The organism is Chitinophagaceae bacterium, assembly GCA_007695095.1.
GTDB lineage: Bacteria > Bacteroidota > Bacteroidia > Chitinophagales > REEL01 > REEL01.
Window position 1 is genome coordinate 1 of record REEL01000127.1, and the last position, 14,772, is coordinate 14,772.

At 36.3% G+C, this 14,772-nt stretch carries 8 protein-coding genes; 1 reads left to right on the top strand and 7 read right to left on the bottom strand.

Annotated elements, in window-relative coordinates; all coding sequences use genetic code 11:
* Positions 1 to 343: 343 nt before the first annotated feature.
* From EA412_10080 to EA412_10105, 6 genes are all read right to left on the bottom strand, one after another.
* Positions 344 to 1,366 (bottom strand): type IX secretion system membrane protein PorP/SprF, encoded by a 1,023-nt coding sequence (locus EA412_10080; GenBank protein ID TVR77750.1) that lies wholly within the window; start codon positions 1,364 to 1,366, stop codon positions 344 to 346.
* Between the two features lie 36 nt (positions 1,367 to 1,402).
* Positions 1,403 to 7,405 carry a PKD domain-containing protein gene (locus EA412_10085; protein ID TVR77751.1) on the bottom strand — a complete coding sequence of 2,001 codons (6,003 nt, stop codon included), beginning with the start codon at positions 7,403 to 7,405 and terminating at the stop codon, positions 1,403 to 1,405.
* A gap of 48 nt (positions 7,406 to 7,453) precedes the next feature.
* A complete protein-coding gene (gene bshB1, locus EA412_10090) occupies positions 7,454 to 8,191 on the bottom strand; it encodes a bacillithiol biosynthesis deacetylase BshB1 (GenBank protein TVR77752.1) in 738 nt (245 codons plus the stop codon).
* Between the two features lie 80 nt (positions 8,192 to 8,271).
* The gene (locus EA412_10095) at positions 8,272 to 9,846 is read right to left on the bottom strand and encodes a T9SS C-terminal target domain-containing protein (GenBank protein ID TVR77753.1); all 1,575 of its coding nucleotides are present in this window, start codon (positions 9,844 to 9,846) and stop codon (positions 8,272 to 8,274) included.
* A gap of 153 nt (positions 9,847 to 9,999) precedes the next feature.
* Entirely contained in the window at positions 10,000 to 10,674 is a 675-nt protein-coding gene (locus tag EA412_10100; protein ID TVR77754.1) for a DUF4412 domain-containing protein, read from the bottom strand.
* Positions 10,631 to 12,136: a hypothetical protein gene (locus EA412_10105; protein TVR77755.1), complete on the bottom strand. Its 1,506-nt coding sequence runs from the start codon at positions 12,134 to 12,136 to the stop codon at positions 10,631 to 10,633. Before EA412_10105 ends, EA412_10100 begins: the two co-directional genes overlap by 44 nt.
* Before the next feature lie 159 nt (positions 12,137 to 12,295).
* Here EA412_10105 and EA412_10110 point away from each other — a divergent pair, with 159 nt between their 5' ends.
* A complete protein-coding gene (locus tag EA412_10110; protein ID TVR77756.1) occupies positions 12,296 to 13,990 on the top strand; it encodes a gliding motility-associated C-terminal domain-containing protein in 1,695 nt (564 codons plus the stop codon).
* 49 nt (positions 13,991 to 14,039) lie between these two features.
* Here EA412_10110 and EA412_10115 read toward each other — a convergent pair whose 3' ends face one another.
* Positions 14,040 to 14,690 (bottom strand): class I SAM-dependent methyltransferase, encoded by a 651-nt coding sequence (locus EA412_10115; protein TVR77757.1) that lies wholly within the window; start codon positions 14,688 to 14,690, stop codon positions 14,040 to 14,042.
* Positions 14,691 to 14,772 lie beyond the last annotated feature (82 nt).

The following is a 14,772-nucleotide window of genomic DNA, read 5'->3' on the forward strand; positions in this document are numbered from 1 at the left end:
TGGGGTACCCGCTGCTTGAATCTTGCGTGAAAAATTTTACTGTCCGACGTCAGGATTTTAAAATTTTTAGCAAGTGAAAGCACAGCGGGTCAAGGAGGAATTCAGCCGCGATTTTTTTGTTAATCCTTTTTTTCTAAAAAAAAGGATTAGAAAGGGTTTTTAATTGAAAAATTATGATGGAAAATGTTTCTCTCTCCTGCCTACAGTACTTTTGTAAAGTACTGGAAATTAGAAAAAAACATAGAGTCAATCAACTAACTGGTAGCACAAGCTTGTATATAAAAAAGGAAGATAAAGACATTGCCCTGTATCTTCCTTTTTAATTTTTTCTGTATTTGCTCTTTTATAAGAATGGACAGAAAACAACATTATTTTTTCTGTTGCTTAAGCAACCGGTATAAATGAAAGACAATTCTGGACCGCCATTACCTTTGGTTGCTGCTGCCAGTTTAGAAACGTTTAAGTCATAGCTTAAGCCAATATTAAATTCTCCAAAATCAACACGCGTTGAAAGAATAGCTGCATCACCCCAACGATACCATCCACCTACGTAAAAAGAAAAATCATCTGATGGCAACTGATTACGCTTTATCCTTACTAAACTTCCAATATTCAATTGTGAACTTGGCCCCTGATTTAAATAAATGAAACTGGGTACTAAAAACAATCTGTCAGATAAAGGAATATGTCCTCCGCCATGAACGGTTATTTTAATGTATTGTGATTCATCAATGATATCTAAAAAAGAAATGTTCGGTTGATTCAAGTGGCTGAACGAGAGACCTCCAAAATAATTGAGATCTTTTTTAGGAGTATAGCTGTAAACCATTCCAACACCCATATCCCAGTAGCGAACCCGATCATTGGGTATACTTTCCATAGAATTGGCATTCGGATCAAATCCATCCGGTCCGAACATAGCATCTGTAGTTATTTTTGTTGGGTCTATACTTCTTTGACCATAACCACCGGTAATTCCGGTAGAAAGCAAAGAACGACCTCTGTTATCAAGCGACATAGTGTATGATAGATATAAATTTACCTGATTAGTTGCTAAATCTATATCTCCCGCTTTGTCTGAAAAGAAAGTCACGCCAACTCCGCCAAAATTACTGTTTGGCATACCTGTGCCCCCTAAATTCATGTCATAAGAAGCCATTAAAGTTCTGTAATTCGCAACATTTGTCCACTGATTTCTGAAGTTAGCGGCAAATCTGTAATCACAACTATTAACACCTGTCAATGCAGGGTTTAAATATAGCGGTGCTGCATTAAACTGAGAAAAATGAATATCCTGGGACTTTAATTCACTTGTAATAAAAAATACTATCGTAAAAATGACAGCAATGCGGGTAAATATTTTCATATAAACTAACTTTTTATGGTTATAATGGTTGATTTATCACTTTAAGAGTGTAACATTTCCTTTCTTAACAAACGTCTGACCGTTATAACAAACGGCTTCTACACTATATACGTAAACTCCTGAATTTAGTTTCCTGCCTTGCCTGTCTGTTCCTCTCCATCCTACGTTATGATCATTGGTTTCAAATAGAAGCTCACCCCAACGATTATATACTCTAAAATAACGAATTTCTTTGACACCAAATAATCTTGCATATAAAATGTCATTAACCCCATCTCCATCAGGAGTAAATGTATTAGGAACAAACACCAAATCTTCATCACAGCGAACAATAACATCTAAAGTTACCTGATCGGAATTTATACAGCCCAAACCATCCGTTACCTCTATAGTATAGGTAGTTGTTGTCTCAGGATTAGCAAATGGTGAAAGACAATCAATACACGAAAGACTATCTGCAGGACTCCAGCTTATTGAAACCACATCCGGATCCGTAACTGTATTTAACTCAACCTGAGTACCCCATAGAATTTCTCTGTCTTCAATAGTCTCAACAAAAGGTAAAGGTTTAACCTCTACATTGACAGTAGCCGTTTCATAAGGGCAGACTCCATTGGTTGTAAAAAGAGTAAAGACTGTTGAAAAGGGAGGATTGGCAATTGGTGTAGCTGATTCAGGATTATCTAAATACTCTGCCGGCTCCCAAAATATTGAATCTCCATTACCACCAAACAACTGCACTTCATCACCCTCGCAAATAAGGGTATCAGGAAAAGCAAATGCAGTAGCCGGGATATCAACTCTTTGGATAGAAGTAGTTGTATCAGAACATCCAAACTCATCTATAACTATTAAATTCACGTTATAAAAACCGGAATCTGCATAGAAGTAAGTCGGATTAATATCAGAAAATGAATTACTCCCATCGCCCGTGTTCCAAATGTAATTTTGAATCTGACCATCTCCCTCAATTGAATTGTCTGCCAATAAGGCGAAATCCCCTAAACAAACATCTTCTAATAAGATTCCTGCCGTAGGCAATTCATAGACAGTAACATCATCCTCAAATGATGCCACACAACCCATGCTGTCGGTTACCATCAAGTTTACAGTATACGTTCCAAAGCCTGAATATAAATGGACCGGTTCAAAATCCCCGGAAGTATTGTTATCTCCAAAACTCCAGTCATAATCTACTATTGGAACTACAGCTGCACTAAAATTCTCAAATTCAACAGACACACCGTCACAAACATTAGAAGTTGTAAAAATGGGTTCCGGCTGAGGATTTACAAATACTGTTTCAGTAATAGTGTCACGACATCCGTTTAGGTCGATTACAACTAAACTAATTGTAAAATTTCCATTATCTGTATAGGTAAAAGTCGGATTAGGATCAGAAATTACAGAGCTTCCATCACCAAAATCCCATAACCAATCAACAATAGCTACCGGACCACTTGCATTCTCAAAAAATTCAGCTTCGTTATTCTGACAAATGGTAACAGGCAGAGTAAAGTCAGCTGCCGGCAGAGGGCTAGCATTAACCGGGACGATAGTATCATGTGTGCAGTTATCAGTATCCGTTACAGTTAAACTCACATTATAGGTGCCTGCTACATTGAAAAAATGTATAGGGTTTTGATCTGTCTGATTTGGAGAATTGTCATCAAAATCCCACAACCAGGAATTAACCGTTCCATTCAGACTAACGGATTCATCCATAAAAAATACAGTATCTCCCAAACAAGCTATCGGTTCTTCAAAAGAAGCAATTACTCTGTTTACAGTTACAATAACAGAATCCCTGTTCTCACAGTTATTGGTATCTGTATTTACTACAAAATAAGTAGTTGTTTCATTAGGGAAAGCCAAAGGATTTTCAATCCCGGGATTACTTAATCCGCTCGGCGGAGACCAATCAAAAGAAATACCACCTACAGCATTTAACTGAACAGTATCTCCAAAGCAAATAGCTGTATCTTGCGTAAGTTGAAGAGAAGGTAAGGGATTTACCTGCAGAGTCAGAGAATCAATTTTTGAACAACCGAAACTATTAATAACTTCCAAAAAGTATTGAGTAGTAGTATCGGGGAAAAAGTCCGGATTAAAAATTGAAGGATTACTTATTCCGGTGTTAGGTGTCCATATATATAATGAATCACCTGATTGAGCAAACAAGTTGACAGTATCTCCAAAACAAATGGCTGTATCACCTGATATCAAACCGTCCGGTTCAGGATAAATAATAATTTCCTGAGTAGCTGTATCTGAACAACCTAAATCATCGGTCACTATAAGGGAAACATTATAGAAACCTTCTGTTGCATAAGCATGTTGTGGGTTTTCAAGAATTGAAATAGTATTATCTCCAAAGTTCCATAGATTAACAGAAATACTTGTATCAGCTGAGGATAAGTTTTGAAAACTTAGTAATGCCGGATCACATACGATTGTATCACTTACAGTAAATGCAGCTTCCGGTTGGGGAAAAATGACAATATCCTTTAAAATGACATTGCTACACCCAAAAATATTTGTTATTGTTAAGGATACAGTAAAGGTTCCTGATGTATCGTACCAATGTTGTGGATTTTGAACAGTATCTGTATTTCCATCCCCAAAATCCCACAAATAACTTTCAACAGGGATTACTGAAGCCGATGTATCGAAAAAGCTTACTTGAGCTGGCGCACAAACAAAATTCACATCTGAGTAGAAGCCGGCAAAAGGTGTATCTATTTGTATAGGTGCAGAAGCCACTTCAACAAATACACAACCTGAGCTATCCGTTAGAATTACTAAGGGTGTAAAAGTTCCTGTATTCCAATATGTATGTGTTATAGTATCTCCGGCAAACTCAACATTTCCATCTCCAAAATCCCATATAATATCCACTGCATTTTGAGAATTTGCCTCAAAAAATACATCCAGAGGTGGGCAACCAAAGTTTGGATTAAAATCAATATCTGCTGTAGGCCCTAAAATCTCTATAAACTGTGGTTTTGTAATACTATCCACACATCCATTTGAAAAAGTAGTAATCAGTGTTACATCATAACTTCCGGGCACTGAGTATATAATTGAGGAATTCTGATTAGTTGAGGAAGAATTGTTTCCAAAATCCCATTGCCAGCCGACAGCCGGTAAGGCATAAGATGAACTATCTATAAAATTTACCAGCAAAGGAGGACAGGTTGCAAATGCAGTATCTGAAACAAAATCTACAACCGGATCCTCAATTAAAACTGCATTATTTATAGTTATTGTACTATCACAACCATTATTATCTACAACTGTAAGGGTAACATCAAAGCTACCATATGAATTATAACTATGAACAGGATTTTGCGCAGTAGAGGTATTTCCATCTCCAAAATCCCAAGAATAAGTTGCATTATTAGTAGTTTGGGATGTATTTGTAAATTGAATGTCCTGACCCAAACAATAAATAGAATCTGCCAAAGTAAATGATGGTCTGGGTTTTGTAACCCTAATGTAATTATTTCTGGTTCTCGAGTTAGTACATCCAAAAGTATCTGTTACGGTTAAAACAACAGTATAAACTCCTGGATTTTGATAAGTGTGCGTTGGAGTTTCTGCTGTTGAGGTATTACCATCACCAAAATTCCATGACCAGCTTGCAACAGTTGAATTTGGAGCCACAGTTGTATTGTTAAAATTTGTTGTTAACGGAGGGCAGCCAATTGTAGGATTTGCCGTAAAATTCGGCTGAGTTCCATAAACCTGTATATAATTAGGTAAAACCAATGTGTCGCAACATCCATTCACATCACAATTAATCATAGTCACATCATAATTACCCGGTTGCGTAAAAGTATATGAAGTACTATTGGTAGCCCCTGAGTGAAATGTCCCGGAAGGTATATACCAGCTGGTTTGATTTCTAAATTGAGAAGTATTTGTAAAGTTTACTGTTAAAGGATAACAACCTGATGTGACATTTGATGTTAGTGAAGCCGTAGGAACTGTTGCCTGAACCGTTTGTGAAATATTCTGCTGACATCCGCTAATTGTGTCCCAAACAATTAAGTTAACAGTATAAGAACCATTATTTACATAAAAGTGCTGAGGGTTTTGTTCTGTTGAAGTATTCCCATCTCCAAAATTCCACAACCATTGATTTGCTCCATCAGATTCATCTATGAAGTTAAACAACCTGAATGAGTCACATGAAACAGTATAATCAAATTCCGGTATTGGCGGGGATATTGTTATATAATCCGCAAAGACTAAAGTATCTGCACATCCATTGAAAGAGGCAATGAGAGTTATATCAAACACTCCAATATCCTCATAAATATTTGACGGAAACTGTTCCGTAGAAGTGTTTCCATCACCAAAATCCCAAAACCAGCTATTCACTCCAATTGAAGAGGAGTCAAAAAATGAAATACTTTGCTGATAGCATCCTTCAAGAGGTAAAGCTGCAAAATTTACCACCGGAGTATCGCCAACTGCAATTTGAGGTCCGTTAAAAGTTGCAATACAGCCATTTATTGTTTCAATGGTAAGTGTCGGTTGATAAAATCCTGTATCAAGATAAGTGTGCACAGGTGAAGTGTCGATAGAAACAGAGCCATCCCCAAAAGTCCAGTTATAATCGGCAATAGGAAAAAAAGCAGAACTGCTTGTATTATTAAAATTTACTTCCAGAGGTGCACAACCTGAATTCACATCTATGGTAAAACTTGCCTGAGGCGGAACAATTTGAATTAACCCTGACTCTGTAGTACTATTTGAGCAACCGGCAATATTTGAAACAGTCAGGGAGACACTATAAGTACCTGTATTTAAATAAGTATGCACAGGGTTTTGATCAGTAGAAGTATTTCCGTCCCCAAAATCCCATAACCAATCCACAGCATCTACTGAATTATCGGTAAACTGAACCGTGAAAGGAGCCTCACAAGCCAAGGAATCTGACACAGTAAAACCTGCCTGAGGATTGCCAAGCACTTCAACAAATTCAGTATATTCTAAACTTTGAGTACAACCATCCGGATAGGTTACATTGAGTGAAACATCGTACAAACCTTCTGCATTGTAAGATATAGTAGGGTTAGCCTGCGCAGATGTTTGCCCGTTTCCAAAATTCCATAAAAATACAGATGGAGAGCCGGAAGCCTGAGATGTAAACTGAAATGAATCTCCTATGCAATTTAAAGTATCATCAGCTGTAAAATCAATAGCGTAATCCTGGGTAGTTACAGCAGATGGCATGAACATAGTATCAACACAACCACTTCCGTCATCAGCTAACAAAGTAACATCAAACGTACCTTGCGTTGTATATGTGTGTACCGGATTTTCATCAGTAGAAGTATTCCCATCTCCAAAATCCCAAAAATAAGAAGTAGCAGAAGGACCTGTTGATAAATTTGTAAAGTTAACTGTAGCAGGAACTTCACAGAAAAATGTACTGTCAATACTAAAGTTTGCCTGAGGAAAAGGAGTTACCTGTATGAAATTTGACTGAGCTATGCTTGAATTACAATTAAAAGAATTTCGAACAACTAAAGTTACTGTATAATTACCAACTGCGTTATAAGTATGCGTTGGATTTTGCTGAGTGCTAATTGTCCCGTCACCAAAATCCCATGTCCAGGAATTTATAGTACCGGAATTTGCTACCGATTGGTCTGTAAAACTAACGGTTAAAGGTGCACAACCTGTAGTAGGAGAAGCAGTAAAAGCCGGGGTAGGTAATGCATTTACGGTAATAAAAGCATTTTTAACCTCAGTACTACTCCCGGTACCGTCAGAAACCGTCAAACTTACATTATAAGTACCGGGATTTGAATAAACAGCACTTGGGTTCTGATTCGTAGATGTATTTCCGTTTCCGAAATTCCAACTCCAACTTACAGGATTCCCTGTACTTTGGTCACTAAATTGAACTATCAAAGGAGCACAACCCGACGTATTCGTTACTGCAATAAAGTCCGCATCAAGCTGCGCAAGCAAACTTGTATGAAACATAAACAGTAAAAAAATAAAAGCAATAATTCTTCTCATAGGTTATACTAAATATAATACATTTTAACTACAAATAGTAGAAAAATACTAACGATTATTAAAAATTAAATCGTAAAAATTTTTAATTCCAATTTCTGTGTTTGAAGTAAAGCCCTCAGCATACTTTACGCCCAACATTTGCCCAAAATGTATAGCTCTTGATTCTAAAAAACTTAAAAATGCCGGAGAAGAAATAAATGTCTCCGGTTCATCTTGCTTATAGTTGGGATTATGAAATTGTGATTCATAAGCTAAAACAGAATTTATCTTTGCTTCCCAAAAATCTGTGATATCAATTAAAACTTGCGGTTTTAAATATTGACTTTGAATATAAAACAATATTTTAGATGGCCTCCAGGCCTCCTGTTGAATGTCTAAATAAGTTGTTTTTATTTTTTCTAAACCGGCTAAAAAACAAGCTTTTTTAATCATGTTTGAAGCTCTTGCATGATCCGGATGCCGATCTTCTTCAGCGCAGGCCAGAACTAAGTCCGGTTTGTAATGTCTAATTCTCTTTACAATCTCGATTAAGTTTGATTTGTTATGTTCAAAAAAGCCATCTTGAAAATTCAGATTTTCCCTTTCACTTATTCCAAGAATTTTTCCGGCTTTTTCAGCTTCCTTTATTCGCAATTCAGGAGTTCCTCTTGTACCTAACTCTCCGGAAGTAAAATCTACAATTGCTACCTTTTTTCCGGCTTTAACATGAAGTGCAATACTTCCTCCACAGCTTAATTCAACATCATCAGGATGAGCACCAAAGGCTAATATATCGACTTTTTTCATAAATAACACTTCGACTTAAACGGAGCCTTTCATGGCTACTTTTGTAAACAAAACTAAATACGTTAGAAATAACATAAAGTTCAAAAAACTTTACTTTTTATAATCTTATTTCTAAAATGCTTATTCTCCGTAATCACCTCTAAAAGATAAATTCCCGGAGAAATATTTTCAGGAACTGCTAGTTGTATTAATTCTCCTTTTCCTCTTTTGATTTTATTAACTATCAGACTTCCTTTCAAATCAAATAATTTCACTTCAATTTTATCGTGAATAAAATCATCCATTTCAACAAATACATCTGATACAAATGGATTAGGATAAACTTTAATTTTCTGACTGCTTAATAACTCATTTACTGAACTTATATTTGAAAGTGTTTTAAATGCATTAATTCTACCACTTCCTAACTGACCTAAATATGTGGGATTAAGCAATTCAATATTGTCAGTACCGTTTAGTATTGCATTTTTGACTTGCTCACGAGTAAAATCCGGTCTGGCATCCATTACCAAAGCAGCTAATGCAGCAACATGTGGAGCGGCCATAGATGTTCCACTTAAAAACCCATAGCTATTACCTCCTTCCAGTAGGCTTGAATAGATTCCAACTCCGGGAGCCATTACATCTACAAAAGCTCCGTAATTAGAAAATGAAGCTTTCATATCATTTTGATCAGTTGCGCCTACAGCTATGACGTTAGGATAAGCTGCCGGATAAAAAGCCTGATTCGTATTGTCATTTCCTGCGGCTGCAATTAACAATGCTCCTGAATTATAGGCAGCATTTATCAAAGCTGCAGAAGTTAATGATCCATTTTCTGAACCAAAAGACATATTAATAATATCCGCTCCGGCCTGCATAGCATAAAAAACCCCGTCATAAGCATTTGGGAGACTTTTACCAAATGACTCATCAGGAGCACACTTTACAGCTATAATGCTGCTTGAATAACCTAAAGAAGCTATCCCTGTATTATTATTTGTAACTGCAGATGCAATGCCGGCTACATGCGTCCCGTGAACCCATGACGAAGTGTCTATACTCCCCGGTGGGGGATTCGGATTAGGGTTATTATCAGAAACATCATAGCCGTTTATGTCATCTGTATATCCATTGAAATCATTGTCAACCCCATTGGGAGAGGAAGACTCTCCCGGGTTTATCCAAATGTTGGATAATAAATCCTCATGACTTAATAAAACTCCATTATCTACTATGGCAATAGTAATATCCGGTGAGCCGGTAGATATTTGCCAGGCCAGTGGTGCATTAACTTTAAACAAATTCCACTGCGCTTCATCTAAATCATTCGGTACGACTTTAAAATTTATCTGATAATCAACGGCCCGCTCGGCATAATCTAAAACAGTTGACTGATTCAGTAGATTTAAAGCATTTACTATTTCTAAATTATTGGAATAAAAAACCCGGTAAATACTTCTCAAATTACTTTCTGATGAAGCTTCGAAAGGTTGATAAAAAGTATCAACTAATAAAAGATTAAAAGCATTACTTATAAATGCTTCTGAAGTATCTAAATTTTCATTTTGATGTTCTGCAACTTTAAGATACAAAACCCCATCCAAATATTGCGCCTTAGAATATAATCCGCTGAGAAAGATAAAGAGAAAATAAATTAAAAACTTTGCTTTCATAGGTTATATTATTAAAATCAAACTATTTACAAAGGTAGTAAGAAAAGTAATAATACACTGCTATTAATGAGCAGTTTACAATTTTATAAAAGTAGCGCTGCCGGATTGCAAAAATAAACCTGCAAGCTCATGAAGCAATATAAAACAAGGGCTTTAGCGGGGGGTTGCAAATTTAGAAACAGAAACCTCTTTATTTTCTATTGAAGTAATTTCCTGATAGTATAATCTTTGTGCATTGGCATCATAAACTTCAAGTTTCATAGGAAAGCCACTTATGTTGTTATTTTCAAGTAACATTAATAAGCCTCCTGAAGAAAAAACCACAGGTAAATTGATATCTTTTAACTCCTCAATATCAGCAATCCAACAGTTTGCAATAGCTTCGGAAGATTTAATTCTATAATTTTGTGCTTCTTTTCCGGCCATTTCTAAAGTTTTTCCGGTTTTTGAAATTTCAGCCAGCGCCCACCCACCATGCTCTGCATTAAGAGCGCTTAAAGGTATTCTTGTAATATTGGTTTCTCCCTCTACTTCTGAGACCATTATCATTTCGCTTTTACCCTCTTTAATAATCATTTTGTATGCATAGGCACCATCTTCCATTTGGCTATTGAAATACATGGCATGAGAGCCACCTTTAATGTACCATTCAACAGTTGCAATTTCATTTAATTCTTTATTCTCCATCTTAAGTTTTATAACTCCTTCAAAAGCAAACAATTGAACCGAAGCCATTAAAACACACCAAAAAGTTAAGATTGATTTTTTCATAAAATATTTTTTATTAGTTGCCAACTGTACCTTTAATAAAGGAAGTATTATAGTCATTATCCGGAATATTCAAAGGATTTCCATTTCGTTTGATTGCAAATCCACCATCACCTGCGGGAGGAATTGGTACCGGAATAGGAATATTTACATTAGATACAATAGGTACTGTTACAGGTCCTACAAATGGTATATTGATTACTGCTGAAGCTGATAAAGAAACCTGAAAAACGCCTTCTGTTCCCGGAGCACCGTAATTACCTCCATTTCCTCCAATTGCATTGGGGTTAATCGTTATACTAACCGGTCCTTGCTGAATATTAATTGGGAAATTAAGAATTCCCCCGGAACCGGGTACACCAAAAATTCCACCGGTTCCATCTATACCCGGAGAATAAAATTGAAAACCAACCAAAGTAGGTATATTGCCACCGGCACCGATACCGGCACCTCCTCCCCCACCGGAACCTATAATAGCACCGAAGAAAATCGGACCTAAAGGAAGGCCTATACTAAATGCCATAGAATTTCCTCCACCACCTCCGCCAAAAATATACCCGTTGTTTTGTAAAATAGTGTTTGCAGTCATATTAACGGCATCTCCACCACTAAAACCTTCTCCTGTTTGAGGTGGGCTGGCTACAGGGGCTGTTGCCGTTCCACCGTCGCCACCTTTTCCTATAATTTGTCCGTTATTAACCAAAGCCACTACTGAACCGGCTGCAAGATTACCATAGTTCAATGCCGGAGCAGAGGTAGTTGTACTTCCAACCGTAACTCCCTGCTGTATATTCAAATTTATACATACCGGATCCGATGGTGAAACATTTGGATATTGTTGAAAAAAGGCATTCGCCAAATTATAATTATTTACGTTATTGAAAACAGTAACATCAAAACAAGGCTCAATCGTAAGAGTGTATATAATCGTATTTATAGAAGGCCCACATAAAACTTCAATTATAATTGGATAAGTCCCTCCCGGTGTAAATGGTGTAGCAAAAAATGTTATTGTTGCAGAACCATTCGACTGTAAAGGATTAGGGTCTACTATATATGTTACTCCCGGAGGAATGTTTCCTGAAATAGATACTGCTGCCAATTGCTGACTTCCGGCAACCTGATTAACATTCAGCTCTGTTTGAACGGAATCAGCTATTGTTTGATCAATGGAGCCGGCTGTGTCAGTAAGAGATAAATTGAAATAACAGTCATCACAGTTTTGCTGATAAGAATTCAACCAGCAGACTCCGTTATAGACTTGTATAACACTATCCGTTGTATTGTAAATTATCAAACCATCAGCCGGATTAACAATATTGTCTCTCTGGGTAGTTGATAATCTGGGTGGTAAAAAGCCTTTATTATCTGACTCAACATGTAAAATAGCAGAGGAATCAGGAATCAAAATATTAACTCCTACCTGCTGACCAAAACTATTGGTACTGATAACTGAAAAAAGAATAATGAATAAAAATGCAGAAAATTTATTCAAAACTTTAAATGAGTATATTTTGCCCATGTAATAATTTAATTTACTTTAATCAAAAGTTTGTCTGAAAAGATAATTTTCTTTTTCAAGATAAGATGTAAAGTTAGGATATTTAATATTATTTTGAGAAAAAGTTTAAAAAATTATTCTCTTATTGCGTATTTTCACAAAAATTACTTTTATAAATTAATGTCATTTTTTACAATATATATCAAGAGGTTTTTCCTTCTAAACATAATGCTTTTTGCAAATGTTGTTTGCTCTCAGGTCGCTTTAGCACAACCTGCCTTAAGCAATTGGAACACAGCTATATCTATTCAGGGTGGTGCTTTTATATCAGTACATGGCGACATTCAGTTGGAAGACAATGGTTACTTCCAAAATCATGATACTATATATTTATGGGGAGACTGGATAAACAATGCCGGGAATACCGGTTTTTCAGGAATAGGAGAAGGAATAGTTGTTCTTTATGATGATACGCAAACAATCCGGGGTAATGATGTAACACATTTTTACGACCTGCAATGCACAGGAACCGGTGTTAAGTTCGCAGATTTAAATGTTCAGGTTGACGGGATGCTGGATTTAACGGACCGAGAATTAAATGTACAGCAATATGTTGTTACAGTTACTAATTTTATGACTAATGCTGTTAAATCGGATGCCGGTTTTGTAAGTGCCGTTGATTCGGGGGGATTAAGTCGATATATGGATAGGGACAGCATTTACTTTTTCCCTTTAGGAGCATCTCAGCCTTCGGTAAAAAAGAGACCTGTTGAAATAAGACCAAACGATAGCAATTTTAATAATTTCAGATTGAGAATGGCAAATGTACTGCCATCAGATGAAGGTTTTGATATTGAACTACGCGCACCTGATGTTTGTGAAGTTAACCCCAATTTTTATCATAGAATTTATCAAACAGACGGTAATAGCCCTGTAGATATACGCAAGTATTTCATCCCTTCCATAGATGGGAACTATTCAGATATTTTGCAATGGAGAGATCAACCGGTTTGGAACAAAACCACAACAGCTAATTTTGCGTTTAGTCCTGCTCCGGCTTATAGTAGCGTGCAAATTAATGCATGGAATAACTTTGGAGACTTCCCCTTTGCTCTGGGAAATGCAAGTCCTGAGTTATTGACAAATCTGGATGATATCATTTGTGACGGGGACACTGTTGAGTTATCTACCGAATCCGGATACCCTGTCTATGAATTTTATGTAAATGGTGAATTGGTTCATATAGGAACTGATGATTTTTTTAATGTTGGAGGTTTATCAGATGGCGACTCTCTTTGGGTTGTTGGTATAGACTCAAAATGTATTGCCTATTCTACTCCTGTTATTGCAAATGTTTATGATAATCCTTTAATTGAAACCTGGGGTGATACTACGATTTATCCGGGCTCAGATGTGCACTTATTTGCAAACGGAAACGGAATTGTTGACTGGACTCCTTCAAGTTCAATAGATTGTCCTTCCTGCTTTGAAGCCACTGCTGAAAATATTAATCAGTCAACCGTATTCTATGCAACAATTGAAGATATGTATGGGTGTCGTTCTACCGATTCAGTATTGGCAATTATTGACGAGTTTATCGACGTCACTGACATAATCTTTATTCCCAATGCCATCACACCAAATGATGATGGAATAAACGACTACTGGAATATCAGAAATTTACATTTATTTCCTGATAACGAAGTGATAATCTTAAATCGTTGGGGAGATGAGGTATACAGGTCAAAACCATACCTTAATAACTGGGAAGGGACATATAATGGCTTAGAATTGCCTGACGGAACTTATTACTTTATACTTAGAGTTAACGATATCAATCAGATTGTAAACGGCCCATTGACTATCTTAAGATAAGCTGAATGTTTTTCTGAATATTGAAAACAGTTTTCCTTAGCTTAACTATTTATTTTTTGATAAATACACCTTTGTAAAAAGGAAAAATAAAACTAAAATACTCTTCTTCCTGTAATTCAAAACCGGATTTTAAAATTGGGTTTTCTGCCGGGTTATCGATATGTTGGCCGGGTGCTAACTGCCTCCAAACAGGATTCAGTAAACTTTCCATCCATTTTAAATTTTTACTTTCTGCTTGAGTATGCTCCAGAATTATTAATCTGCCACCGGGCTTCAGCCACATATTTATATTCGAGAGGATTTCTTCAGAAGATGGTAAAGCAAACAATACAAAAGTTGAAACAACAGCATCAAATGAAGCATCCGGTATGGCTTTTTCTTTTATTAATTGACTAACTTCCTGAGAGAAAAAATCAATTTGTGCCTGAACATCTTTAGTCTCAGATTTTTGCTTTGCTTTTTTTAACAATTCCTCAGAAGGCTCACAAATACTTAAGGTTACTTCATCATTATAATGTATAAGATTTGCTCCATTACCAACCCCAATTTGTAAAACTCTACCTTTCAGGTCGCATAGCAAAGCTCTGCGCCTTTTTAAAAGTACTTTTTTTTCGACCGGATTCATCAGCCTGTCATAAGAAAACTGCAGAAGCTTATTCTTTAATATTCCGTTTTCCAAAGAAGTTTTCTTTACTGCCATCTACTTTTTGTTGTACATTAATAATAACCTTAAACGGCTAAATCTATTTTGCATACCAAAGTTAAAAAATATTTTTAATCAG

What these genes read in the sequence shown, in the direction of transcription:
- EA412_10080 (TVR77750.1), bottom strand. Translation starts at nt 1,366, where the DNA reads ATGAAAATATTTACCCGCATTGCTGTCATTTTTACGATAGTATTTTTT.
- bshB1 (TVR77752.1), bottom strand. Translation starts at nt 8,191, where the DNA reads ATGAAAAAAGTCGATATATTAGCCTTTGGTGCTCATCCTGATGATGTT.
- EA412_10100 (TVR77754.1), bottom strand. Translation starts at nt 10,674, where the DNA reads ATGACTATAATACTTCCTTTATTAAAGGTACAGTTGGCAACTAATAAA.
- EA412_10085 (TVR77751.1), bottom strand. Translation starts at nt 7,405, where the DNA reads ATGAGAAGAATTATTGCTTTTATTTTTTTACTGTTTATGTTTCATACA.
- EA412_10105 (TVR77755.1), bottom strand. Translation starts at nt 12,136, where the DNA reads ATGGGCAAAATATACTCATTTAAAGTTTTGAATAAATTTTCTGCATTT.
- EA412_10115 (TVR77757.1), bottom strand. Translation starts at nt 14,690, where the DNA reads ATGGCAGTAAAGAAAACTTCTTTGGAAAACGGAATATTAAAGAATAAG.
- EA412_10095 (TVR77753.1), bottom strand. Translation starts at nt 9,846, where the DNA reads ATGAAAGCAAAGTTTTTAATTTATTTTCTCTTTATCTTTCTCAGCGGA.
- EA412_10110 (TVR77756.1), top strand. Translation starts at nt 12,296, where the DNA reads ATGTCATTTTTTACAATATATATCAAGAGGTTTTTCCTTCTAAACATA.